We start from the raw sequence: 24,054 nt of genomic DNA, 5'->3' as shown, positions 1-24,054 counted from the left end.
TTGCATAGTGCATTATTTTCAGTTAACTAACAGGATAAGTACTAAGAAAAAATGATTTATACCGTCCCTTTTATATAAAAACAAATAAAACTGCTTACACATGTTATAAGACTGTGTAAGCAGTTTTTCTGTAGGAATTCATTCATACATCCTAATATGATTTATCTATGATTTGTTTTTCTTATTACGTTTATTAATAATTTTATCTTTCAAGCTAAATAGTATTTCGTATATAACAGGTACTACAATTAACGTTAATAGCGTAGATGAAATTAATCCACCTATAACTGTCGCTGCCATACCTTTTGAAATAATAATTGAGCTATCTTCACCAAACAACATTGGTAATAATGCGCCAATTGTAGCTATAGCTGTCATAAGAATCGGTCTAATACGCGTACCACCAGCTTCTAATAACGCTTCTTTCATTTCCAGACCTTGTTTTTCTTTATTAATAACTCTATCTACCAACACAATCGCATTTGTTACTACGATACCAATCAGCATGAGCATACCAATCATACTTGGTACGGATATCGTTTCACCCGTTAAGACAAGAGCGATTACTACACCTATAACAGTATATGGAAGAGAGAATAGAATTGTAAATGGTGCGAGTGCGCCTTTGAACGTCAGAACAAGCACTAAATAAACAATTATTATTGCTGCTATCATTGCTAATACTAATTGTGATATAGCTTTGCTTATATCTTCATTAGCCCCGCCTACTTTTGTTTCTACGTTATTAGGCTTATCTATATCGTTTACTTTAGATATTACTTTTTGAGCCATGCCACCGACATCATCGTTTGTTACTTTTGTAGAAACTGTTGCAGTGTAATCACCGGCTTCTGTTTCAATTTTATTAGGTGTAGATGATTTTTCTAAATCGGCAATCTCACTTAACTCAATAGATTGACCTGTTGGTGTTTGTACTTCTGTGCTTTCTAATTTTTCTTCTGTCCAGTTTTTATCTTTATCTTCTTTAACTTTTACATCTATGGATTTACCTTTTTCTTTAACAGTCGTAACCGTTTGTTCAGGTGTATTTTGATTTAATGTCATTGCTAATTGCGAAGCTGACAAGCCATAGCTTGAAGCTTTATTTTGATCGACTTTGATATTATATTGATCATAAGTTTGTGATAAGTCTGACTTAACATTAGCTAGTCCTTTAACATCTTTCATTTCGTCTTCAACTTTTTTTACAGTTCCTTCAATTGAATCTAATGATGGACCAGTTATTGCAATTTCTAATGCTTTGTTGTCTGTGCCGGTGCCCATATCTTGGTTACCCCAAGTACCAGGGTGTTTATATTCTTCAATATGACTAAGCACTTTATCAGGTTCTTCATCAAAATTTGGTGTGTTGGAATCATATTCCACCATTATTGCCATACTATTTGAACTTCCAGTAGGATCTGTCGGCGTTGCACCACCCACTGAATATTGAACTGTATTCACTTTATCTTTTTTATTTAAATATTTCTGTACTTCTTCTGCGTTATTTAGAACGCCTTCTTCAGTTTCACCGGGTTCAGGCGTATATGTAAGTGCCATATACTTATCTTCCCCTGTGGAAATAAAGCTTGTTCCAAGTTTAGCAGCACCCAGTCCAATACTGGCTATCAAAATGAGTGTACTAATTATAATTACAATCCATTTATGATTTAATGACCAGTTTAATACTTTTTTGTAATTACTACCTATCAAACCTAATTTCTTTTCTCTACGTTGTTTAATACCCTTTTTAAAGAATGTTGCACTTAATGCTGGAACAATTGTTACAGAAACAAGAAGCGATGCTAATAAACTAAAAGCAATTGCTAGGGCAAATGGTCTAAACATTTGACCTACTGAACCTGTTACAAAGACAAGTGGCAAGAATACAATAATTGTCACTATAGTAGATGATAAAATTGGTTTAAATACTTCACTTGTAGCACTTATAACTAATTTATCTCCGCTTAATTTCTCATCTTTATCTGACAAGCGTCTGTATATATTTTCTACTACTACGATTGAATCATCAATCACACGCCCTATGGCAACAGTTAATGCGCCTAAAGTAAGAATGTTTAATGAAACATCTGATAATTTCAATGCCACCATCGCTATTAAGATAGACATTGGTATGGATACAATTGAAATTGCAGTCGTTCTAATATTTCTTAAGAATAGTAAGATGACGATAATCGCAACCATTGTACCTAAAGCTGCTTTTTCAATCATAGTGTAAAGAGAATCTTGGATAGGTTTCGCTGTATCCATGACTTTAGTTGAATTGACATCAGGATTTTCTTCAACAAATTTATCGATTTCATTTTTGGTATCTTCAGCTACTTTTACAGTATTGGCATCTTGTGATTTAGTAACCTGTACATTCACCGCGTCTTTACCATTTGTTTTTGAAATAGATTCACGTACATCCCCTACAGAGACGTCAGCAATATCATCTAGCTTCACTGATGGTACGCTTTCACCACCTGAGCCACTACTTGCTCCGGCACCTTGCATTGCAGAACCTTGTGAAGAAGCTCCCGCACCACCTTGACTTTGTGCTGCACCTTGTTGACCTGAATCACTTGCACTTTGCCCTTGAGCGCTAGATCCAGCACCTGCAGTTAGTGGGATTTCTAAATCTTTCAATGCATCTACGGATGTAAATTGACCATCAATGACAACAGACTTTTCTGTCTTATCAAATTGGAATAACCCGAGAGGTGTTTCACTTGTAGCACTCTTTAGAAATTGTTGAACACTTTCTGCACTCAAACCACTTTCCTGTAATTTTTCTTGATCAAATTTCACAGACACTTCTCGTGACGTTTGACCGTTAAGTTGTGCAGTTTGTATACCTTCAATTGTTTCTAAACGTGGAATCAGTTCGTTGTTAATTTTACTTGTCGTATCTTTGAGGTTATCTTCCTTATTACTAAATGAATAAGCTACGATAGGAAATGCATCCATTGAACTTCTTGTTAGTTCTGGTTCCTCAACCTCTTCATCAAATTTAATCTTATCGATTTCTTTCTGTAAATCATTTTCTGCTTTATCCATATCTGCAGTTTCTTCATATTCTACAGTTACCATTGAAGCATTTTGTATAGATTGAGCGCTCACGCTCTTAACATCAGACATAGACCTAACTTGACTATCTATTTTATCACTAATGTCTTCCTTTACTGTTTCTGGAGTCGCACCCGGTAATGCTGTTTGTATTGTAATCATTGGTGGTTCAACATCGGGTAATAGTTCGAGTTTCATTTTGGAACTCGAGTATATGCCAGCTAATATAACTAACAAGACCATTAAGAATATTGCAAATTTATTTCCTAATGAAAACTGTAGTAATTTTTTTATCATGCACTTAATCTCCTCTCGTACTTTCATTTCGCTATATCCAATTTACCATAAGTCTCTAATTTACAATATCATACATGCTAATAATTTTATAAAATATTTTGAATTTTTAAATCTATTCAACAATAAAAAAATACACAGCATAAAGTTTTATAAATTTTAATTCAAAACTTTATATTGTGTATTTTTACGTTTAATTAATTTACTAGCTTTTACTTACGTTTTAATTTACGAGATATTTTAATTTTCGCTTTAGTAAGCTTTGGTTTTACATTTTCAATTATTTGATAAAGTGGTTTGTTTAATACATAGTCAAACTCACCTATTTTTTCACTTAAATATGTGCCCCAAACTTTTTTGAATGTCCACAAGCCATAGTGATCAGAGTCTTTATCAGGATCATTATCAGTACCACCAAAATCATAAGTTGTCGCACCATGTTCCCTAGCATATTGCATCATAGCAAACTGCATATGGTGGTTTGGTAAAAAATCACGATATTCATTTGAAGAAGCACCATATAGGTAGTATGATTTGTTGCCTGCGAACATTAACAACGCGCCTGACAGATACATACCTTCAGGGTGAGATAGTTCTAATTTTTCCATATCTTCAATTAATTCTTGGGTTTTAACGATTTTATTATTTACATCGTTGATTTTATTTAGTGTTTTTTTATCTTGTTTTTTTTCAGCTAATTTAACTTTTTCTTGCTCAAGTTGTAATAAGTCTTCTCTTAAATCTTTGAGTACTGGCTTAGGCTCTAATTTAACTAAGAATAATTCTGCATCGCCATCTGGATTCATAGCATCGTAGATATTTTGGAAATAACTAATATCACGCGTTAAAAAGCCATCACGTTCACCTGTAATTTGCATTAAGTTGGCAAATGTTTTTAAACCTTCTCTATTAGAACGCTCAACAGTCGTACCACGTTTTAAAGCTAATCTGACTTTTGAACGATTACGTCTTTCAAAACTTTGTATAAGTTCTTCATCTGACTTTTCAATTGGTGTAATCATTGTCATTCTTGGTTGTATATAATCTTTAGATAAACCTTCTTTAAATCCTTTGTGCTTAAATCCTAGTGATCTTAGGTTTGTTAATGCGTCAGCACCTTTATCTACTTCAACATCTGGATCAATTTTAATAGCATAGGCTTTTTCTTCTTTTGCAATTTGCATTGCGTACTCTAAAAGCGTTTCTAATGCGAGTTTATTACTGTAATCTGTAACAAAACCTCTAGAGATATAGCATAACGTATATGGTAACTTAGGTACCTTTTTGAATAACAGTTGAGCAACGCCTTTTACTTCGCCCTCTTCTCCAACTGCGATACGTTTTGAATACCATCCAGTTAGTGTTTTTGTTTCTGCCCATTTTGTTAATTGTAATAAATCACCTTGTGGGTGCGATTTAACAAATGCATCATGTGCTTGATTTGTGATATTCATCTTTTCCATACAACTGATGTCTCCTTTACCAATTCAATACTTTGATATTATACATTGCTTCGCTCATAATTTCACATATAAACAGTTCATTTGCTATACTACATTAAAAGAAAAAGCGAGGTGTTTTCATGCGTATTTTTATTATTGGATTATTACTGATTATTAATTTAATCTTTGTAGTTCAAGCTTTTATCGAACCACTGTCAATATCATACTTAAGCTTAAGAGTTATTTTAGCGGCGTTGTCTTTTGTTATATGCGTATACTTATTATTATTGCGCACACATAAAGTCGCCACGTATTTAACTATTTTAACACTTATTATTTCATTGATACACATTTTCATTATTGCACATAGCGCGTATATTTATATTTATTAATCTGCCTCAAATTGGTAACTTGTTCCTCGAATAATTAAAGTATAAGATGATGAAGTTTTATCGTCTCGTAATGTGACTGATTTATACCCTGAATGTTCACCATCATAAATGTGGTAAACGACATCATCATTTTTTAATTTTAATGCAGTATACGTTTTAGTTTCACTTATTTTTTCCATATCAAACCAATATTCCCATTTTTTTACAGTATGCTCTCGTTCTGTGCTGTGTAAATTAATTGTTTTAATCGTAAATTCTTTTTGTTGCAACGGTTCTAATTTTGCATTTCTCACTTCTTCAGCTTCATTCCACTGGATAAAAAATGGTGGTTTTACTCTATAATCTGGATCTGCAATATAAAGCAATTTCCAAGATGTTTTATCACCTTTCACATTTTCCCTATGCATATCTATAGGGCCAATGACTTCTATATTTCTCGTTTCCAAATCTTTTTTCAATTGATGAATATCTTGCGTACGAAATGCCAGCGTCTTTATACCTTGACTATAATTATCTTGCACTATTTTTGAAGGAAACGATACTCGTCCTTCATCTGTTTTTATCATTTTTAATAATACGTCAGGTTTATACACATCTAACAACTCTATATATGCATTATTTAAATAGGCTAATCTGTTATAAGTTCCCAATCTTTCATGGTTGCCACCTTGATGTAATTTAAACAAATGTCCCGGATATTTAAAGTTATCTAATTGATGAATATAATGAATCATATGGTCTAATTTTAAATACTGCATTAGGTATCTCCCTTATTTTAGCTTTGACTATATCTTAACAAATTGTATACCACTTTACTTGTCTTAACTAACGCTACGGAATAAATTTCTTATCTCCATAAACTTTTTCTTTAATTTTTAATGTTTTTACATCGCCTACTATTGATTTTTTTATTAAAAAAGAATAGAATAAGTATGCTATAAATTAAGTTAGCAAAGCTAACTATATTAGGAGGTCATTATGGAAAACAATCTTATATTTAATAACCTTATTGCAATTTATAGACCATACACCAAATTGTTTCAACCTATATTTGAAGCGTTTGACCTATATCCCGCTCAATGGTTGGTATTTAAAGATATAACTTATAATGCGCCTACTACTTTGGTACAAATATCAAAGCGCCGTGCCATTGAGAAACCGACAACACGTAAGATTTTAAAAGTACTTTCTGAAAAATCATTGCTTTCAATTGAACCTGGTATTGATAAAAGGGAGAAGTTATTAACGCTCTCAAAAGAAGGGCAGCTATTATATGACAATATGAGTGCTCGAGTTGATAAGGTACAAGATCAGCTTATTAATGAAACAGGATTATCTGAAGACGATCTTAAACAGGCAATTAAGACCATTCAATCAATACATGAAGCTATAACAAAAATGGAGGAAGCGTAATATGAACCAAGCAATAACAACAAAATCACCCATATGGACAAAAAGTTTTAATATAAACTTTATAACCAATTTTTTAATATACTTATGTATGTACTTACTTATAGTAATTATCGCCAGCTATACTAAATCTGAATATAATGTTTCAGATAGCACCGCTGGCTTAGTAACAGGGCTCTTTATCATAGGTTCTTTAATCGGACGTTTTGTAACTGGTAAATATGTAAATAAAGTTGGTCCTAAACGTATATTATTAATTGGATTAGTATTTTTACTCATTACCCAATTATTATATTTTATAGAAGGTTCTTTAGCATTACTCATGTTTACTAGATTAATCAACGGTATCGCTACAGGGATTACTACAACGGCAACAGGTACCATCGCCGCTTATGTCACACCTAATGATAGAAAAAGTGAAGGCATTAGTTTATTTTCTTTAAGTCTTGTCATGGGTGCAGCTATTGGTCCTTTCCTTGGATTACTTTTAATTAATGCTTTTCCAATTAAGATATTATTCTTAATTTGTCTCATTTGTGGTGTAGTAAGCTTATTAATTTCTTTCTTTGTAAACTTACAATTTAAACTCGATACGACTGATACAACTACTCAAAAAACAACGAGTAAAAAATTCAATATCAATAATTACATTGCAAAAGAAGCTATTCCGGTTGCAATAATTATGTTGATTTCAGGTTTAACTTATTCTTCAATACTTACATTCTTGCAATTCTTTGCTCAAGAGATAAATTTAGTAACGATTTCTAGTTACTTCTTTATATTCTATGCCATTGCATCACTGATTACTCGACCAATTGCAGGTCGTCTTATGGATCAAAAAAATGAGAATGTCATTGCATATCCTGCCTTTGTATTCTTAATCCTTACATTCGTTACTTTAAGTATTACAAATAATGGTTGGTTACTCATTCTTGCCGGCTTGTTCTTAGGCGCAGGTTATGGAAATATTTCATCCTGTATGCAAGCTATTGCCATTAAAGTATCACCACCTGCTAAATACGGTATAGCAACTTCAACCTATTTTATCGGACTAGATTTAGGCGTTGGATTTGGACCATATGTTTTAGGATTCATGACATCCTCCGTATCTTATGCACAATTATATGCTATTATGGCCGTCATCGTACTCATAGCAGCTATGATTTATTTCTTTTTACATGGCAGAAAAGTTAAAACAACTTAACTCATTACAATAAAAAGAGAACGGGAAGAAATCAAATGTTGATTTCTTCTCGTTCTCTTTTTTACGTATGTTTTATTATTGTGCTACTTTAATATTTTCTATTTCTTGAATAATGTCATCAAAAATTTTAGTTTGAATATCATTGAAATAATAATAAACTTGTCTCTCGTCTGTTTCAGAACGAACTTTAGACATAAGTTCTTTTTTATAAATTTTTCGTATAATCACATCAATCTTGCTCGTATCCCATAACATTTCGAAATGAAGTGTATCTCTCAATTCCTTTCCGCTGATTTTTTTAGATTCATAAACCTTATACAACACAACAAATTCTTCAATTGATAAATGATGAACTGTTTTCAACCAATGCTTTAATTGACTCAATGCTTTTTCAGAAGTTATAAAATAAGATACTTTAGTTTCCATAATAATGGCCTCCTCATCGTCTTTTCTTGTTGTTTTTATGGCTTTATAATGAATAAGCTTCGAAAATATTATATAACATTTTCTTCATTAAATCTATTATTTTAAAAGTAATAGATAAATATTTTTTACTATTGTCTTTCATTTATATCGTTTCTTATACATACCAAGCATTTTTTTGTTTTACTTAAATCCCTAAAGTAAATATAAACACTTTTTATTAATAGATTATATTAAAAAATGCTTTATTTTAAAATTCGAAAATGGTTAATATTAACTGCTTTTTGTTAAATAAACAGAGTGATTTTTGTTTACTTTGTGATTTAATACAAAAAACGCTGAAAGCATATTTAATTATGCTGCCTCAGCGTTTTGTGGTATTAAATGTTATATCAGTGTCAAAACTATATTAAACCTAATTGTAAGTTTTACAATTACTTAATGATTCTAACCGCCAATATAGTTCATATTAATTTTTTTGCGTTTTCTATTTGCTACGGTTTGTTCTGTACGTTCATCTGAATATCTATCATCTCTAACATTCCATAGTACTTTAAACTGTTCAAATAGCTCCTCATCCGTTGCTCCAGCACGCATAAATGATTTCACATTAAAACCATCTACTGTACTAAATAAACAACTATAAAACTTACCGTCTGATGACAATCTCCCACGTGTACATGTAGAGCAGAAAGATTGAGATACACTAGTGATAAGGCCAAACTGTGCGCCATTATCTTTATGTCGATAATATTTAGCAACTTCACCAAAATATTTTGGCTCAACAGATTCAATATCAAATTCATTTTCTATCATATTTAACATTTCATCTTTTGTTACCACTTTACTAAAATCCCATCCATTATCGTTTCCAACATCCATAAATTCTATAAATCTAATCTCAATATCTTTCTCTTTGAAATATTGAATCATAGGTAAAATTTGATTGTCATTTACACCTTTTTGTATAACCACATTTACTTTCACGTGGAATCCTATGGAAATTGCATAATCAATCTGTTGCAATATTGTAGAAGCTTTTATATTTCTATTATTAATCGCTTGAAACACTTTGTCTTCGATTGCATCTAAACTCACATTAATACGTCTTAAACCTGCATCGTATAATTTTTGACCGTGTTTTTTTAATAATAAGCCATTTGTCGTTAGACCAATATCTTCTACACCATCAATCTGATTTAATTCATAAATTAATTTATATAAATCACGTCTGAGTAATGGTTCACCGCCTGTAATACGTATTTTTTTCACGCCTAATTGTGTGTATACTTTCGAAATACGTACCATTTCATCAAATGTAAGAAGCTCGTCTTTAGGTAAGAAAACAAAATCATCGCCAAATATTTCTTTAGGCATGCAATAATCACAACGGAAGTTGCATCGATCTGTAACTGACAATCTTAAGTCACGTATCGGACGCCCGAGTTTATCAGTGATTTGTTCTACCATATCGTTAGCCCCCCTTTATCTATTTATAATTTCATGTTGTAAAGCGTCCAAATCATGCTGGAAATTAATATTTTTATACCAATATTCAGGTGATTCAATTGTGTTAACATCTAACCAGTCGCTCGCAACTTTAGTATAAACATTCTTTAAACTATAATCATCTGAATCCAGTGCCTTATCAATGTAAGTTAAAGTATGTGGACTGTAAAAAGCAAGTGTAGGTATCGGTCTACCCGCTTCTTGAAAACCTGCAATATCTAATTGGTCTTCAATAAGGTGTTCCACCATAAATTGATATAATTTACTTATCGCTTTTTGAGTAATCATAGGTGTGTCAACGGAAATAACAAAGAATAGTTCTTCCTCTAGGTATTGGCTCATGACCGATCTAATACCTGCCAAAGGCCCTTTATCTTTATTCTGGTGTTCATCTATAATTATATTAGGGTAATCAAATTGTGTCGCAAGATTCTCATTGGTGCTTATAATAATTTGATTAAACATGTTCGTTGCTTCTAACACATCTATAATTCGCTCATAAAATGCTTGCGATTCAATTTGTGCAAAAGCCTTAGGTTCACCGAATCTCTCTGACTGTCCTCCGGCAAGTATAATTGCTTTCATCTCTTCTTTACCCTCCGCTAACTGGTGGAATCAATGCGACAGTGTCATTAGGTTGGACAATGTCATCATTTTTCACAAATTCTTCATTTACCGCTATTTGAAATTTTTTATCGCTAATACTAGGATAACGTTTAAATAAATCTGTAATAAATTCATCTACAGTAATATCATAACTTAAATCGATGTCTTCTGATTGTTTTGCTAATATTTCTTTTATTTCTGCAAAATAAAGCACTCTCATGATTGTCCTCCTTCAATCGCATCCTCATAACTTCCATGTTGATGTCCTTGCCATTGTGCACCATCTTCCCATATTTCCTTTTTCCAAATAGGTACGATTTCTTTGATACGCTCAATTGCATATTCATTTGCTCTATAAGCATCTTTTCGATGTGGTGAAGAAACACTGATGAGTACTGCAATATCTGAAATAGCTAACGGGCCTATTCTATGCACGATTGCTGTTTGTGTCCCTGGCCATTGTTGTGAAATTTCATCGCCAATTTGAGCTAACTTTTTTTCTGCCATAGGTGTATAGGCTTCATACTCTAAATGCTCTGTTTTAATTCCTTTTGTCCATTCCCTTACATGACCTGTAAAAACAACAACTGCACCTTGATGTTCGTTCAGTACATAAGATCTATATTGCTCTGTCTGTATCGGCTCGCTTGTCACTTCAAATTGCTTCATTTAATTCATTCCTTTGATATTAAAAAAGATAATAACCATTGGTCATACTGACGTAAAGCCTCTGGTTTTGATATATTAATGGCATACTTAATATGTGTTAAATGATTTAGTGCGTTACGGTCATTTTCATCACGGTAGACTAACACTTTATCGTAACTTGCTTCTTTAAAACCCTCTACTAATATTACGTTACTGTCTATTGTAACAGATTCATCTATGATTTCATCAAGCGTTTTGTTTTGTGTTCTGGTGACACTTTGTTGGTAAGCATTACCTTGAACAATACTTTGATCTGCACCTGCATAAAAGTGTTTCATATGGTCAACATGATTATTTTGTAATGTGATATCATGATGGTCCTCAGAGTTATGATGTCCATGATGTTTCACCGTTGCTACTGTGAGATGATGTTCTTTTAGCAGCTGAATTGTATGTGCCATTAATGTCGTTTTCCCAGAATTTTTCAATCCAACAATTTGTAAAATCATATAAAGCATTCCATTTCATAAGCTTGTGATTCAGTTAATATTACATTTACCGTATAACCTTTTTTATATCCTCTTGTTCCACCTGGTAACATAATCATTGCATTACTATGTGCAATTGCAACAACTGCACCTGATTTGTTAAATCCTGAAGGAACTGCTGTCATTTCTTTGCCGTTAAAAGTGACCGTCGCGCGAATAAATCTCGTAAATGGGTTTGCTTTTGTAAAATCTTCCATCAATGTAGCTTGCACGACTTGAGGATAGAGTGCATTTGCATGCATCATATGTTGAACTGCTGGCTTAACGTATAATTCAAAGCCTGTAAAGCATGCTGATGGGTTTCCAGATAAACCAAATAGATACTTACCTTCTGCTACTGCTACTGTCGTCACACTTCCCGGACGCATAGCAATTTTATTAAAAAGGACTTCAGCATTTAATGCTTCGTATATTTGTGGTAAATAATCAAAATCCCCAACTGATACACCACCCGTAGTAATGACAATATCATGTTGTTGCATTGCTTCCGTAACCACTTGGATACTACTTTCTAAATCATCTTGTTGTATTTGATAACGTTTTACTTGTAAGTCTAATTTATTAGCCAATGCAGTAATCATTGGTCCATTAGAATTCCTTATTTTTCCAGGTTCTAAATCATCACTTACATCTAATAGCTCACTGCCGGTAGCAATTACGGCTACGCTTGGTTTTTTAAAAACAGGAACTTGTGCATAGCCATATGTAGCTAATACTGCAATGGCACCAGGATTAATTTGTTGTCCTTTTTGTAAAATAACATCACCTATTTGAGTTTCTTCACCTTTTAAAGAGACGTTCTCATTAGGTTTAAATGCTTTACGTAATGTGAAACTTCGTCCTTGTTCTACAGTTTGTTCTAACATGACAACTGAGTCTGCACCTTCAGGCATCGCTGCACCTGTCATAATTCGAACTGCTTCAAACGCACCAACTTTTTTATCTGAAACAGTACCGGCGCCAATATGGTCAATCACATTGAAAGTAAGACGGTGCGCACCACTTGCATTCGTTGTATCTTTACTTCTAATGGCAAAACCATCATAAGGTGATTTGTTGAAACGTGGAATTTCGTATGTAGCAACAATATCTTCAGCCAATATATGGTTTAAGCTGGCATCTAGGGGCACTGTAGTCTCATCCATATAAATATTTTGACTCACAACACGTTCAATGGCTTCACCGACTGGAATTGGATTTCTTTTCTCAACTGGCATCTAAATCTACTCCTTATATTAATTAATTTCGTGATATACTAGAAAACGATTAGGAGGGATATGTTTGTCTGAATTTACACATATTAATGAACAGGGCAATGCTAAAATGGTAGATGTTTCTGAAAAAAACATTACGAAACGTACTGCAATTGCACATTCAAGCATTACCGTAAACCCAGAAATCTATCAACAAATTGTTGATCATACAAATAAAAAAGGAAATGTGCTTAACACTGCACAAATTGCAGGTATTATGGCTGCTAAAAACACTGCTGATATTATTCCAATGTGTCATCCTTTACCATTAACAGGTATTGATGTTGAATTTCAGTGGCAGAAGCATGCGCAATCTTTCACTTTGAATATCCAAGCAACCGTGTCTACTACTGGAAAAACAGGTGTCGAAATGGAAGCATTAACTGCTGCAACTGCTGTAGCACTTACTGTATATGACATGACAAAAGCTTTAGACAAAGGTATGGTCATTGGCGAAACTTATTTACTCTCTAAATCTGGTGGTAAATCTGGTGATTTTCAACGTAAAGCATAATTTAATATTTGCGTTCAACTCGAATAAAGTCTCTAGGGCATAACTACATGTCTCAGCATCAACTATTATATTTGTAGTAGCTGTCTGACATTTAAATGTACTTGTTTCAAGCTCTTGTATTCCTTTTTCTAGTAAACCTTGTGAGGGGGACAGACTTCAAATTTCATATTTTGATTCTTGTCACCCTCTTTTATTTAGTTATTTCTTTAACCAAATGATTTAATTCTGGTTTTATTAACTTCTCCAATGCTAATTTAACAGCTCCAGTAGATCCTGGGATACTAAAAATTAACTTGTCACCTACTGTCCCCGCGATTGCTCGAGACAATAATGCTCTCGTACCTACATCCTCAGCATAACTGAGATATCTAAACAACTCTCCAAATCCTTCAATTTCTTTAGTGAAAAATGAGGATACTGCTTCTATAGTTACATCTCTTTGTGCAATACCAGTGCCTCCTGTAGTAACAATCACATCGATGTCTTCACTTAACCATTGCTCAACTTGCATTTGAATCGCTTCTTGTTCATCTTTCACTATTTTATAATGCGCCTTATCAATTGAAACATTCAATTCCGATAACAGTTCTATTACTAATTTACCGCCCTTGTCAGTCTTATAATCTCTTGTATCAGAAACTGTCAATACTGCACATCTTATATCTTGATCTAACTTAACATTTGTATGCATTTTTACACCCCTTTAGCCGAATAATCGGTTTATTAAAGTAATCGCTTGTTGAGGGTTTGTCATACCATGAATCAGTAATCTCCCGCCTTTAAAGCTAACAATGCGATAACCATTATATTCAAAGTGAATCATATAAGGATTACGTCGGTATGCAATATTTTGCTGAGTTAAAAATGATTCTAGCATTTCCTGGGAAATATTAGGGTTTTCGTATTGCACTGTGTCCCTACCACACAAACTAGCAAACTGTCGTTTCGTTTCATTTAAATGTGGATATGTAGGGTTGCAGCCACAAGTTTTGCAATCGCTCCGTTGTAGTTTACTAAACCCAAATGTAAAGTGCGTCCCTTCCCATAAGTCTCCATACGTTACTTTAGTCGGCACGTGTTGTTCTGTTAAAATTTTCAGCGCATCCCTCATCTGTAAACTTGTTGTCATCGTCACTGCAGGTTGAATTACACCTACCGTATCACATGTCATATTTATAGCTGGTAACTGTGGCACTAAGCAATTAAAACATGGTGTGTGTCCTGGAATAAAAGCAGTTTCTACATAAGTACTTTGGACTACACCGCCATAAATCCACGGTATGCCTTTTTGAAAAGCAAAATCATTAATCAACTGTCTCGTTTCAAAGTTATCTGTTGCATCTAATATCAGTTGAGCTGAACCAGCATTATCCTCTAAAAACTGACGATTTACATGTGCAATATAACTATGAATCTTCAAATCTTGTCGAATATCTAATAATTTTTCTTTAGCAGCAACAACTTTGGGCAATCCTTCTAGCGCATCGGCTTCATTAAACAACGTTTGTCTTTGAAGATTACTATATTCAATATAATCTCTGTCTACAATAGTTAGTGTACCAACCCCTGCTCTAACTAAACTTTCAGCAAGGTGTGTGCCAAGTGCCCCCATGCCTACAATGAGCACGTGTGAATTCATGATTTTATCTTGTCCTTCAGGACCTATATGTTTAAATAACGTTTGTCTTGAATAGCGGTCTTTTGTCACTACAATAACCCTCTCTATACATCATTGTATCCATTATAAATCTTGCATGCGATAGTAACAACGGTTTGCCATCAATATTACAAAAAGTAGTGAATTCCCTATGTAGTTTTTTGATTTTAAGCACTCACAATGCTCGATATAACTAGAAATGGTTAAAGATTTTATTAATACGCTTAATACGCTCTAAATCATGGCGCACGTTACTTATAAAGCATATCCTTTAAATATATGTTCGTGTTACAATAAGTTAACTATTACATGGAGGTGAATCAATGGCACGTTCAAAAGACTATGAACAACTATTGGAACAAGCAAAAGATATCGTCATCAATTCAATTGGAGAAACGATGGATCTTTATGGTGTCAATCGTAGTGTAGGTAATTTATATGGCACTATGGTTTTTGAACAAAGTAGTATGACACTAGATGAAATGCGTTATGAATTACAAATGAGTAAGCCCAGTATGAGTGCAGGTGTTAAAAGACTGCAAGAATTTGATGGCGTAAAACAAGAGTTTGTTCGAGGAAGTAGAAAACAACACTTTACTGCTGAAAAAGACTTTTTTACGTTTTTTGGAAACTTCTTTTCACAAAAATGGAAACGTGAAATCAAATTGAATTCAGAAGCAATATATAAAGCTGAATCTTTATTGAATCCCATTATTCATTCAGAAACTGCTACACCTGAAATCATTGAAGAAGCACAAGAAATTTTTGAGCAAATAGAACATTCTAAACTCTATTATGCTTGGTTATCTACTCTAACTGATGCGCTCAATTCAGGAGAAATATTTGATTATTTTCCAATTCCGGAAAATAAATCATAATCTATAGCAACACAAAAACGCCTCCCTATTTCATGACAGGAGGCGTTTTTGTGTCTATAGAATGCATGATAAGCCTAAATGTTTCAAGCTGAATTTTTTATGTTTGGATTTTTAATCCATCGTAAGCAATGGTGCATGATAATCCACTATGTAATAATCGTTGTTCTAGCACTTTAGTATCATCCATAGTGAGGCCTTCCGTGGATTCTATATGTGTAAAATAAGTGTGTGTCGCATTTATTTCTCTAGCAATTTCAACACTTTCATCAAAACTTAATTCATTTGATTCCTTTAGTACCCCGTTTTCTAGTAAACGTTCACCAGTAATTGGATTAACTTCATTACTTCCAAAAGGTAATATAGCAACATCTATGTTTTTGAATTTTTGTGAAGGTACGAAACCTTTCATTTCATCAGGTATAATCAATATGCTCTGTTCTATGGCATTGATATAAAAACCAAAAGCAATACTTTCAGGAAGTTGAATCCATTCTATTTGAATATCATCTATTGTTAATAGAGCATCATTCTCTACCACTTCTAACTCTATCACGTCAATTTGAGTTAAATAATTCAAATGATTCCAATGACCTAAATAAGTTTTGAAATCTGCTACTTCTTGCTGAGTTATATATATCTTTGTCTTTCTAGAATTTGGTTTTTTATTTTTAAAATCATAATTTAATGTCTCCCAAATCCTCAATCCCATCGTATGATCAGGATGCCAATGTGAGTATAAAGCATGTTTTATTTCAGAAATTTGAGCGCGTCGTAATTGAGTGAATATATCCTCAGAAGTATCTATTAGTAATTGGATATCATGAATATATATTCCAGGGCCGGTTCGCAAACTCGATTCTTTATGTTGAGATACTGAATTATAAAGCGTAGGAATACCCCCTGCTGTTCCTAAAAACTCGATATTCATTATCTTACCCCCTTATTTAAAAAATGACCGTTAGATTCCGATATAGAAAATAACAGCCACTTATTCAATTTGTCATTTATATTTATTTTTGTGTATAATCTCAATCAATATTAATCACTTCATGAGCCAGTGCCTCTGCTTCGTATTTAGAATGTGTTACAAAAATAATTGGTATTTGCCACTCTTCAAATATGCGCTTTACTAATTGAATACTTTCATCTTTAGTTGTATCATCTAAGCTTGAAAATGGTTCATCCAATAATATGAGGTCTGGTCTAGTGCTTAACGTTCTTGCTAATGCCACACGTTGGGATTCTCCTCCAGATAGTCTTATTGGAAACTGTGATTTTAAATGCGTAATGTTTAATTGATGCATTAAGGTCTCTATATGTTCGGAAGGTTGTGCCATAAAAGTTATATTCTGATACACATCCATATTAGGAAACAATTGATAATCTTGGAATAAGTAGCCAATATTACGCTGTTGAATTTTCACATCTATATTGTTATGCGTATCAGTTAAAATACGTTTATTTACTTCTATATGTGCCTTATCTGCACTTTTCAATCCTGCTATAATATTTAAAATTGTTGTTTTACCAATGCCTGATGGGCCTTTAACTGCATAAATTTTAGGTTTAGTATCTTGGAGACTCATATGTAATTGTGTGTTTTTGAGCGCATGCTCTAAATGTAATGCCAACAACTAATCTACCTCCCGATAACGGTCTTTATTCAACACATTGATTGTGCCAATTACTGTAATAGCAAATGCAACAAGGACAATCACCCACAACCATGCTTGATTTTCTTTACCTTGTTCTACCAAAAAGTATATTTCTAAAGGTAACGTATTGGTTTTATTAGGTATGTAACCAGCAACCATCAGTGTCGCACCAAATTCTCCTATCGCTCGGGCAAAGCTCATCATAATGCCTGATAATATCGGACGCTTTGACAACGGTAAAATTAATTTAAAAAATATCTTGTTTTCACTTGCACCCATCGTTCGTGCAGTATTGAGCATTTTATTATCTATACTTCGAAAGCCTTGGACAGTATGCTGATACATCAATGGAAAACTCACGATCACAGATGCAATAACTGCTCCAGTCAGTGTAAAAACTACTGGTAAATGCAATACATCCGTAAAAAATGCGCCAATAAAACTTCTAGGTGAAAACACAATTAATAAAATAAATCCCATAACTGTTGGTGGTAACACAATAGGTAAAATAATTATACTTTCTAAGATTCTAGCAATAAAACCATGTCGTTTATACAGCCATCTTGAAATAACGATACCAATAAAAGTAACGATGATTGTACTAATAACAGCTACTTTGAGTGATATCCAAAATGGTGTAACATCTACCATTGCTAAAACCTCCTATGCTTCAAATTGATATTTTTCTAATATTTCTTTAGCTTCGTCTGTCTTAAGAAAGTCGATCCATGCTTTAGCTAATTGCTTATCAGATGTTGTCGCTGCTTTATAAACAATGGGTTGCTTCAAATCAACTGTATTGATTTCTTTAACATGACTCTCGCCATTTTGCTGACTTTGATATAAATCAGTTTTATACACATACCCTAATTGTGCATTACCTTTTTCAACATAGTTTAGTACTTGTCGCACGTCTTTAGCAAATACTAAATTAGGTTTTACTTGTTCATATAAATTATTATCTTTTAAATATTGCTGAGCATATTTACCGGCTGGCACCGAATTCACCTCGCCAATGGCTAATTTTTCGCCTTCTTGTAGCGTTTCTACTGATTTATAATTACTATCCTTCGCGCCAATAAGTACGAGTTTATTTTTAGCATATTCATATGTATTTTGTGCTTTATCTTTATCTTGTAATGCATCAACGTCTTTCTTGTTTGCTGACATAAACACATCTACAGGTGCACCTTTTTCAATCTGTTGTCTTAATGAACCAGACCCACCATAGTTAAATGTAACATTTGCATCTTTATGATTTGCTTCAAATGCTCGCTTCAATTCTTTAGTTGTATCAGTCAGACTCGCTGCTGCTGAGATATGTAATTCTTGTTTTTTATCATTCTTCTCAGAATTGCTATCATTTTTGCGCTCACTATTTCCATTTGAACACCCTGCTAATACTAGACATAGCGTCATAAACATTACGATTAAATATTTTATTTTCATCTAAAACAACTCCTATCACTTATAATTATATTCTTATTCATAAAAAAACAAAAGACCTAAATGATAGTACTTTGGCCTTTTGTAAGCGTATGTTTTTTATAATTATGATGTGTTGTTTTATAGTTGTTCAATAAAGCGTTTAAACGCGTGATGACCTTGTTCTGTATTTTTAAATACGCCAGCATCTTCTAATACACGTTTAAATTTAAATCCTACTTCTTTATCTACAACTTCATCGACATTATTTACATTAATATCATATGATTGTTTCATTTCTTCAGCCCATTGTTGATGTATTCCTAAATCTATTTGAGTTTTATCTAGTAAATAATCTTTAACTTGTTGTAATTCTTGTTTTAGTCGTCCTGGTAATATAGCAGTCCCCATCACTTCAATTAGGCCTATATTTTCTTTCTTGATATGTTGCACGTCTTTATGTGGATGGAAGATGCCGTCAGGGAATTGTTCTGAAGTTTGATTGTCTCGTAAGACAATGTCTAATTCATATTGTTGTTGTCTATATCTTGCGATTGGCGTAATCGTATGATGACGTTCACCATCACTACTAAATGCTTTAATATCCACACTATCATCCGAATATTGATTCCATTGTGTCATGACATAAGTAGCCGCTTCAATCAGTTGCGCTCTATCGTCACCTTTCAAACGAATCACACTCATTGGCCAATTTAAAGTGCTAGCTTGAACTGATGGATAATTAGCAATAGTAAATTGATTTATTTCAGCAGCATTATCCATCGGAAATACATGTCTTCCAGTTTGATAATGATTATGCGATAAAATTGATCCCCCCACAAGTGGTATATCTGCGTTAGACCCAATGAAATAATGAGGAAATTGATCTATAAAATCTAACAAGTTAATGAAAGTATTTTTATTGATTTCCATAGGGACATGTTGTTCAGATAAAACAATACTATGTTCAGCAAAATAGGCATATGGCGAAAATTGGAAGCCCCACTGCGCACCATTTAAATTCAAGCGAATCACACGGTGATTTGTTCTTGCAGCTTGTAGCACTGATCCTTTAAAACCTTCATTTTCTATGCATAATGCACATTTCGGATAAGCGGTAGCTGGTGCTTCTTTAGCTTTTGCAATTTGCTGTGCATCTTTTTCAGGTTTTGATAGATTGATCGTGACTTCAATATCTCCGTATTCAGTAGCAACATCATAATTAATATTATTCGCAATTGCATCTTCTTTAACATAGTGATTACGTTTAGCTATGTCATAAAAATAATCTGTAGCCGCTTCTGGTGACTGTTTATATGCCTCGTTAAACTTGCTGTTAATTACCGATGGGCGTGGTGTAATTAAGTCTAGAATTTGAGCTTCAACAATTTCTTTACTATATAATGCATCTTCAATACAATTTTCACTAACAGCTTGGCGAATCCAATATTGTGTAATTTCATTTGCTGTTGCATCTTTATTTAATTCAGAGACTGCTGAATCATCAATACCTTTTGCATTTAAATTACGCAATAGTTGGTTTTGAATATAAATGCTATCTTCTTCTTCATAATCACCATACGAAATTGCTTGTGATACAAATTGTTGTACTAATTGTTGATTTAATAACATGCATTAACCCTCCACATTTTCTTGATATCCATTTGGATGTTGATGATGCCATTGCCACGCTGAATTAATAATATCGTTAATGTTATCGTGTTGCGGTTTCCAGCCAAGCACTTGTTGCGCCTTATCACTTGATGCGATTAATTTACTTGGATCGCCTGCTCTTCTTTCACCTACCACTGCTTTAATAGGTTTATTTGTTACTGTTCTTGCAGCTTCTAGAATTTCAAATACCGAATAACCTTGACTACTTCCTAAATTAAATGCACCAGATGCTCCGCCGTTTTGTAAATGTTGATACGCTAAAATATGCGCATCTATTAAATCAACGACATGAAGATAATCGCGAATACATGACCCATCTTCTGTATCATAATTATCACCGAATATTGTTAAGTGTTCTCTTTGTCCAAGTGCGACTTCTAATACAATTGGTATAAGGTGTGTCTCTGGACGGTGGTCTTCACCAATAGCACCATTTTCTTTAGCACCTGCAACATTAAAATAACGTAGCGCTGCATAATTAACGCCATATGCTTCATGACTCCAGTGCATCATTTTCTCCATCATTAACTTACTTTCACCATATGGACTTGTAGGCGTTTTAGAATCTTCCTCAGTAATAGGTACTGAATCTGGCTCACCATAAACTGCAGCTGTCGAAGAAAAAATAATATGTTCTACTTGATGGCCATACATAACTTCTAATAACACTTGTAATCCATGCACATTATTATTGAAATAGGCTAACGGTTTTTCTACAGATTCACCAACTAAAGAATAGGCGCAAAAATGGAACACACCTTCGATGCTTTCTTTATTAATGACATCATCTAAAAAGGCTTTGTCTCGAATATCTCCTTCATAAAATGTAGCTTCGCTATGCACAGCTGCTCTATGTCCTGTACCTAGATTATCTACTACAATAACGTTGTATCCTCTTGCAATTAATTGATCTACCGCATGACTTCCTATATAACCAGCGCCACCTAAAACTAAAACAGACATATACAAAATCCTTTCTCTACTCATTGATTAATAACTTATAACGATTTAACGCCATCACTTATACCCACATGATAAAACGATGGAGCGTAACCTATGTGCTCTATATATTGCTTAGAAACTTCATTTTCCAATTGTTTTACACTATCTTTATGCACTAAAGCAATTGCGCAACCTGCGAAACCAGCACCTGTCATTCTAGCTCCCAATACACCATCAACTTGCTGAGCTGTTTCTGCTAAAGTATCTAATTCTATCCCTGTAACTTCATAATCTTCTTTTAATGATGCGTGAGATTCATTTAATAACTTTCCAAATTGATTAAAGTTATTTTCTGCTAAAGCTCTATGTGCTTTTTTCGTGCGTTCGTTCTCCGAAACTGCGTGTCTTGCACGACGACGCTTCACTTCATCCTCAATAAGATCTTGATGCTGTTCAAATTGTTCTAATGACAACTCCCCTAGTGATGCAATATCAAGTGCTTGTTGCAACGAAGCTAATGCCGATTCACATTGTGCTCTACGTTCATTATATTTACTTTCTGTAAGGGAACGTCGCTTGTTTGTATTCATAATTGATATGAAATAATCTCCAAATTTGGCAGGCACATAATCAAATTCTAAAGTTGCGGTATCTAGTAATATTGCTTGTTCAGCTTTACCCATACCAATAATAAATTGATCCATAATACCTGAATTGACACCAATAAATTTATTTTCAACACGCTGTCCTATTTTTATAAGTGCTAATCGTTCTAAATCTAAAGTAAACAACTGCTTAATGAGCCAACCAGTTAATAATTCAATAGACGCTGACGATGATAAACTTGCTCCATTTGGAATATTTCCTTCTACTAAAATGTTGAAACCATGGTCTATGTCAGAGAATTGTTCTGTTAAATATTTAACTACACCTTTAGGATAATTTGCCCAATCATGTGCCGCTTCGAATTCTAATTCATCTAATGTAAATGTAATCATACCAACATCTTCAAAATTATTTGAATAAAGTTGAATAAGTTTATCATCTCGCTTTGTAGCTAGTCCATATGTACCCAACTCAATCGCAGCTGGAAAAACATACCCACCGTTGTAATCCGTATGTTCTCCTATTAAATTAATGCGTCCCGGAGCAAAAGCACTGACTTCAGCCTTAACGCCAAACAAAGTTTCAAACTTATCATACATGGCTTGTAACATAATAACCCACTCCTTCTATATAAATCACTTTATCTATAATGATATTCTCTTTAGTAAACATAATTAAAGTTTACTTGTTTACTAAATGTTTTGTCAATTAAGTTTGTCTTTTTGTTTTAAAAGTATTCCGCTCTTTAAGCTGTGCTTCTACCACGACATGGATGGCAACATGTCTCGTTTTATTAATGCGCTCTTCTGCCATTCTCACTGCAGTTCTACCAAATTCATCTACTGGTATGTGCACACTACTTATAGAAGGCACAGCATATTGTATGACTTCTAAATCATTAAAACTTATCAATTTAACATCTTTTGGAATTGCTATTTTTTCATATTGAATTTGTTGTAATATACCTATAGCAATCATGTCGTTTCCTGCTATAAAAACTTCAGGTAACTGATGCGCATTTAACAATGTTTTTACAGCTTCTTCACCATTTTCTTTTTTCCAACCGTCAATCATAGTTATTTCGTTAATTTGATGTTCAGAGCACCATTCTCTATACGCTTCATATCTAACATCTGTATGATTTGAAAACGGCGTACCGGCTAAATCTCTAATCATATGACTACCACCGATATACGCAATTTGCTTCATGCCTAATGCCTTGATTTCGTTCAATAAGTTGGTCATAGAATAGTGTAAATCTGAATAGACAGCATCTATTGATTTTGGTGTATTAGGATTGTTAATGACAACTATATTTTCATTATAATCACGTAGTGTGTTCAATGCTTCCGTAGAAAAATTACCTACTACGATAATTGCCCCTGCCTTGTCAACTTTATATAAATCTAGATTTTTATCGTTACCATCGATTCTAATTGTACGCTTCAAAGACAAATTCAAACGTTTAACTTCAGCCTCTATTGCTAAGCGTATCTCTCTATAATAAGGGTCTGACATTTCTTTAGCTCGAGATGCATAGGTAATGATTTGAATGCTTTTGTTTTTTCTAGCCGATTTTTGATATTGTAGTTCATTTGCAACACGATGAATCCTTTCTCTCGTATCTTTTGAAACTGACAATGTTGGATCATTATTTAATACGCGTGAAACAGTGCCAGGACTTACCTTTGCTTCGCGTGCAATATCTCGTATACTTGCCATATCGAAATTCACCTCTTTAATTGTTTACTATAAGTTTACTTGTATATATCCTTTTAATCAATCTGGACCATTTTAAAAATTGTTATAAATATTACAATGGTAAATTAAAAATCCTTTACTTTATTCATAAACTGAATCTTTTTTTTACATTGAAAAATGCGCTAGAATGGAGAAGTGAATATG

Annotated in this window: 24 protein-coding genes; 4 read left to right on the top strand and 20 right to left on the bottom strand. The window is 33.4% G+C overall.

Annotated elements, in window-relative coordinates; all coding sequences use genetic code 11:
* Window positions 1–165 precede the first annotated feature (165 nt).
* The 3 genes from ACP3TL_RS00965 to ACP3TL_RS00955 form a co-directional block, all read right to left on the bottom strand.
* Window positions 166–3,366, bottom strand: coding sequence for an efflux RND transporter permease subunit (locus ACP3TL_RS00965; protein ID WP_285326325.1), 3,201 nt, complete (start codon window positions 3,364–3,366; stop codon window positions 166–168).
* A 209-nt stretch (window positions 3,367–3,575) separates the two neighbouring features.
* Entirely contained in the window at window positions 3,576–4,826 is a 1,251-nt protein-coding gene (locus ACP3TL_RS00960) for a lipid II:glycine glycyltransferase FemX (protein ID WP_046465828.1), read from the bottom strand.
* A 367-nt stretch (window positions 4,827–5,193) separates the two neighbouring features.
* Window positions 5,194–5,955 carry a VOC family protein gene (locus tag ACP3TL_RS00955; protein ID WP_046465830.1) on the bottom strand — a complete coding sequence of 254 codons (762 nt, stop codon included), beginning with the start codon at window positions 5,953–5,955 and terminating at the stop codon, window positions 5,194–5,196.
* A gap of 220 nt (window positions 5,956–6,175) precedes the next feature.
* Here ACP3TL_RS00955 and ACP3TL_RS00950 point away from each other — a divergent pair, with 220 nt between their 5' ends.
* Both ACP3TL_RS00950 and ACP3TL_RS00945 read left to right on the top strand, forming a co-directional pair.
* Entirely contained in the window at window positions 6,176–6,610 is a 435-nt protein-coding gene (locus tag ACP3TL_RS00950) for a MarR family winged helix-turn-helix transcriptional regulator (protein WP_046465831.1), read from the top strand.
* 1 nt (window position 6,611) lies between these two features.
* Window positions 6,612–7,811, top strand: coding sequence for an MFS transporter (locus tag ACP3TL_RS00945; RefSeq protein WP_046465832.1), 1,200 nt, complete (start codon window positions 6,612–6,614; stop codon window positions 7,809–7,811).
* 75 nt (window positions 7,812–7,886) lie between these two features.
* On the opposite strand, the gene ACP3TL_RS00940 is transcribed toward ACP3TL_RS00945, so the two are convergent.
* The 7 genes from ACP3TL_RS00940 to ACP3TL_RS00910 all read right to left on the bottom strand — a co-directional run bounded on the left by ACP3TL_RS00940 (window position 7,887) and on the right by ACP3TL_RS00910 (window position 12,762).
* Entirely contained in the window at window positions 7,887–8,237 is a 351-nt protein-coding gene (locus ACP3TL_RS00940) for a SarA family transcriptional regulator (RefSeq protein ID WP_069817634.1), read from the bottom strand.
* A gap of 444 nt (window positions 8,238–8,681) precedes the next feature.
* Window positions 8,682–9,704, bottom strand: a complete 1,023-nt coding sequence (gene moaA / locus ACP3TL_RS00935) for a GTP 3',8-cyclase MoaA (protein WP_046465834.1) — start codon at window positions 9,702–9,704, stop codon at window positions 8,682–8,684.
* Window positions 9,705–9,719: 15 nt separating this feature from the next.
* A complete protein-coding gene (gene mobA / locus ACP3TL_RS00930; protein ID WP_046465835.1) occupies window positions 9,720–10,328 on the bottom strand; it encodes a molybdenum cofactor guanylyltransferase MobA in 609 nt (202 codons plus the stop codon).
* Window positions 10,329–10,335: 7 nt separating this feature from the next.
* Window positions 10,336–10,569 carry a molybdopterin converting factor subunit 1 gene (gene moaD, locus ACP3TL_RS00925; protein WP_046465836.1) on the bottom strand — a complete coding sequence of 78 codons (234 nt, stop codon included), beginning with the start codon at window positions 10,567–10,569 and terminating at the stop codon, window positions 10,336–10,338.
* A complete protein-coding gene (locus ACP3TL_RS00920; RefSeq protein WP_046465837.1) occupies window positions 10,566–11,018 on the bottom strand; it encodes a molybdenum cofactor biosynthesis protein MoaE in 453 nt (150 codons plus the stop codon). Before ACP3TL_RS00920 ends, moaD begins: the two co-directional genes overlap by 4 nt.
* Window positions 11,019–11,023: 5 nt before the next feature.
* On the bottom strand, window positions 11,024–11,506 hold the full coding sequence (gene mobB / locus ACP3TL_RS00915; RefSeq protein ID WP_046465838.1) for a molybdopterin-guanine dinucleotide biosynthesis protein B: 483 nt from the start codon (window positions 11,504–11,506) through the stop codon (window positions 11,024–11,026).
* On the bottom strand, window positions 11,503–12,762 hold the full coding sequence (locus ACP3TL_RS00910) for a molybdopterin molybdotransferase MoeA (RefSeq protein ID WP_277575613.1): 1,260 nt from the start codon (window positions 12,760–12,762) through the stop codon (window positions 11,503–11,505). Before ACP3TL_RS00910 ends, mobB begins: the two co-directional genes overlap by 4 nt.
* Before the next feature lie 64 nt (window positions 12,763–12,826).
* Here ACP3TL_RS00910 and moaC point away from each other — a divergent pair, with 64 nt between their 5' ends.
* Window positions 12,827–13,312 (top strand): cyclic pyranopterin monophosphate synthase MoaC, encoded by a 486-nt coding sequence (moaC, locus tag ACP3TL_RS00905; protein WP_046465840.1) that lies wholly within the window; start codon window positions 12,827–12,829, stop codon window positions 13,310–13,312.
* 190 nt (window positions 13,313–13,502) lie between these two features.
* On the opposite strand, the gene ACP3TL_RS00900 is transcribed toward moaC, so the two are convergent.
* Both ACP3TL_RS00900 and ACP3TL_RS00895 read right to left on the bottom strand, forming a co-directional pair.
* Window positions 13,503–14,003 (bottom strand): MogA/MoaB family molybdenum cofactor biosynthesis protein, encoded by a 501-nt coding sequence (locus ACP3TL_RS00900; RefSeq protein WP_046465841.1) that lies wholly within the window; start codon window positions 14,001–14,003, stop codon window positions 13,503–13,505.
* A gap of 12 nt (window positions 14,004–14,015) precedes the next feature.
* Window positions 14,016–15,020, bottom strand: coding sequence for a ThiF family adenylyltransferase (locus ACP3TL_RS00895; protein WP_046465842.1), 1,005 nt, complete (start codon window positions 15,018–15,020; stop codon window positions 14,016–14,018).
* Between the two features lie 272 nt (window positions 15,021–15,292).
* On the opposite strand from ACP3TL_RS00895, the gene cudC reads away from it, so the two are divergent.
* Window positions 15,293–15,847, top strand: a complete 555-nt coding sequence (cudC, locus tag ACP3TL_RS00890) for a choline uptake/conversion transcriptional regulator CudC (RefSeq protein ID WP_046465843.1) — start codon at window positions 15,293–15,295, stop codon at window positions 15,845–15,847.
* A 97-nt stretch (window positions 15,848–15,944) separates the two neighbouring features.
* Here the strand turns inward: cudC and ACP3TL_RS00885 are convergent, their stop codons facing one another.
* The 8 genes from ACP3TL_RS00885 to ACP3TL_RS00850 all read right to left on the bottom strand — a co-directional run bounded on the left by ACP3TL_RS00885 (window position 15,945) and on the right by ACP3TL_RS00850 (window position 23,871).
* Window positions 15,945–16,775 (bottom strand): MBL fold metallo-hydrolase, encoded by an 831-nt coding sequence (locus ACP3TL_RS00885; protein WP_046465844.1) that lies wholly within the window; start codon window positions 16,773–16,775, stop codon window positions 15,945–15,947.
* Window positions 16,776–16,875: 100 nt separating this feature from the next.
* Window positions 16,876–17,481, bottom strand: a complete 606-nt coding sequence (locus ACP3TL_RS00880; protein ID WP_046465845.1) for an ATP-binding cassette domain-containing protein — start codon at window positions 17,479–17,481, stop codon at window positions 16,876–16,878.
* On the bottom strand, window positions 17,482–18,153 hold the full coding sequence (modB, locus tag ACP3TL_RS00875) for a molybdate ABC transporter permease subunit (protein ID WP_046465846.1): 672 nt from the start codon (window positions 18,151–18,153) through the stop codon (window positions 17,482–17,484). It lies immediately after the preceding gene.
* A gap of 12 nt (window positions 18,154–18,165) precedes the next feature.
* Complete coding sequence (gene modA / locus ACP3TL_RS00870) at window positions 18,166–18,951, bottom strand: molybdate ABC transporter substrate-binding protein (protein ID WP_046465847.1); 786 nt, start codon at window positions 18,949–18,951, stop codon at window positions 18,166–18,168.
* A gap of 117 nt (window positions 18,952–19,068) precedes the next feature.
* Window positions 19,069–20,559, bottom strand: coding sequence for a UDP-glucose--hexose-1-phosphate uridylyltransferase (gene galT, locus ACP3TL_RS00865; protein ID WP_046465848.1), 1,491 nt, complete (start codon window positions 20,557–20,559; stop codon window positions 19,069–19,071).
* A gap of 3 nt (window positions 20,560–20,562) precedes the next feature.
* On the bottom strand, window positions 20,563–21,564 hold the full coding sequence (gene galE, locus ACP3TL_RS00860) for a UDP-glucose 4-epimerase GalE (protein ID WP_046465849.1): 1,002 nt from the start codon (window positions 21,562–21,564) through the stop codon (window positions 20,563–20,565).
* Window positions 21,565–21,599: 35 nt separating this feature from the next.
* Window positions 21,600–22,760, bottom strand: coding sequence for a galactokinase (locus ACP3TL_RS00855; RefSeq protein WP_285326348.1), 1,161 nt, complete (start codon window positions 22,758–22,760; stop codon window positions 21,600–21,602).
* A 97-nt stretch (window positions 22,761–22,857) separates the two neighbouring features.
* Window positions 22,858–23,871, bottom strand: coding sequence for a LacI family DNA-binding transcriptional regulator (locus tag ACP3TL_RS00850; RefSeq protein WP_285326350.1), 1,014 nt, complete (start codon window positions 23,869–23,871; stop codon window positions 22,858–22,860).
* Window positions 23,872–24,054: the final 183 nt, after the last annotated feature.

The organism is Staphylococcus caseorum (genome assembly GCF_049943195.1).
Lineage (GTDB): Bacteria > Bacillota > Bacilli > Staphylococcales > Staphylococcaceae > Staphylococcus > Staphylococcus equorum_A.
This window is presented reverse-complemented; position numbering and strand designations above follow the sequence as displayed.

What these genes read in the sequence shown, in the direction of transcription:
- ACP3TL_RS00965 (WP_285326325.1), bottom strand. Translation starts at nt 3,366, where the DNA reads ATGATAAAAAAATTACTACAGTTTTCATTAGGAAATAAATTTGCAATA.
- ACP3TL_RS00960 (WP_046465828.1), bottom strand. Translation starts at nt 4,826, where the DNA reads ATGGAAAAGATGAATATCACAAATCAAGCACATGATGCATTTGTTAAA.
- ACP3TL_RS00955 (WP_046465830.1), bottom strand. Translation starts at nt 5,955, where the DNA reads ATGCAGTATTTAAAATTAGACCATATGATTCATTATATTCATCAATTA.
- ACP3TL_RS00950 (WP_046465831.1), top strand. Translation starts at nt 6,176, where the DNA reads ATGGAAAACAATCTTATATTTAATAACCTTATTGCAATTTATAGACCA.
- ACP3TL_RS00945 (WP_046465832.1), top strand. Translation starts at nt 6,612, where the DNA reads ATGAACCAAGCAATAACAACAAAATCACCCATATGGACAAAAAGTTTT.
- ACP3TL_RS00940 (WP_069817634.1), bottom strand. Translation starts at nt 8,237, where the DNA reads ATGGAAACTAAAGTATCTTATTTTATAACTTCTGAAAAAGCATTGAGT.
- moaA (WP_046465834.1), bottom strand. Translation starts at nt 9,704, where the DNA reads ATGGTAGAACAAATCACTGATAAACTCGGGCGTCCGATACGTGACTTA.
- mobA (WP_046465835.1), bottom strand. Translation starts at nt 10,328, where the DNA reads ATGAAAGCAATTATACTTGCCGGAGGACAGTCAGAGAGATTCGGTGAA.
- moaD (WP_046465836.1), bottom strand. Translation starts at nt 10,569, where the DNA reads ATGAGAGTGCTTTATTTTGCAGAAATAAAAGAAATATTAGCAAAACAA.
- ACP3TL_RS00920 (WP_046465837.1), bottom strand. Translation starts at nt 11,018, where the DNA reads ATGAAGCAATTTGAAGTGACAAGCGAGCCGATACAGACAGAGCAATAT.
- mobB (WP_046465838.1), bottom strand. Translation starts at nt 11,506, where the DNA reads ATGATTTTACAAATTGTTGGATTGAAAAATTCTGGGAAAACGACATTA.
- ACP3TL_RS00910 (WP_277575613.1), bottom strand. Translation starts at nt 12,762, where the DNA reads ATGCCAGTTGAGAAAAGAAATCCAATTCCAGTCGGTGAAGCCATTGAA.
- ACP3TL_RS00900 (WP_046465841.1), bottom strand. Translation starts at nt 14,003, where the DNA reads ATGCATACAAATGTTAAGTTAGATCAAGATATAAGATGTGCAGTATTG.
- cudC (WP_046465843.1), top strand. Translation starts at nt 15,293, where the DNA reads ATGGCACGTTCAAAAGACTATGAACAACTATTGGAACAAGCAAAAGAT.
- ACP3TL_RS00885 (WP_046465844.1), bottom strand. Translation starts at nt 16,775, where the DNA reads ATGAATATCGAGTTTTTAGGAACAGCAGGGGGTATTCCTACGCTTTAT.
- modB (WP_046465846.1), bottom strand. Translation starts at nt 18,153, where the DNA reads ATGGTAGATGTTACACCATTTTGGATATCACTCAAAGTAGCTGTTATT.
- modA (WP_046465847.1), bottom strand. Translation starts at nt 18,951, where the DNA reads ATGAAAATAAAATATTTAATCGTAATGTTTATGACGCTATGTCTAGTA.
- galT (WP_046465848.1), bottom strand. Translation starts at nt 20,559, where the DNA reads ATGTTATTAAATCAACAATTAGTACAACAATTTGTATCACAAGCAATT.
- galE (WP_046465849.1), bottom strand. Translation starts at nt 21,564, where the DNA reads ATGTCTGTTTTAGTTTTAGGTGGCGCTGGTTATATAGGAAGTCATGCG.
- ACP3TL_RS00855 (WP_285326348.1), bottom strand. Translation starts at nt 22,760, where the DNA reads ATGTTACAAGCCATGTATGATAAGTTTGAAACTTTGTTTGGCGTTAAG.
- ACP3TL_RS00850 (WP_285326350.1), bottom strand. Translation starts at nt 23,871, where the DNA reads ATGGCAAGTATACGAGATATTGCACGCGAAGCAAAGGTAAGTCCTGGC.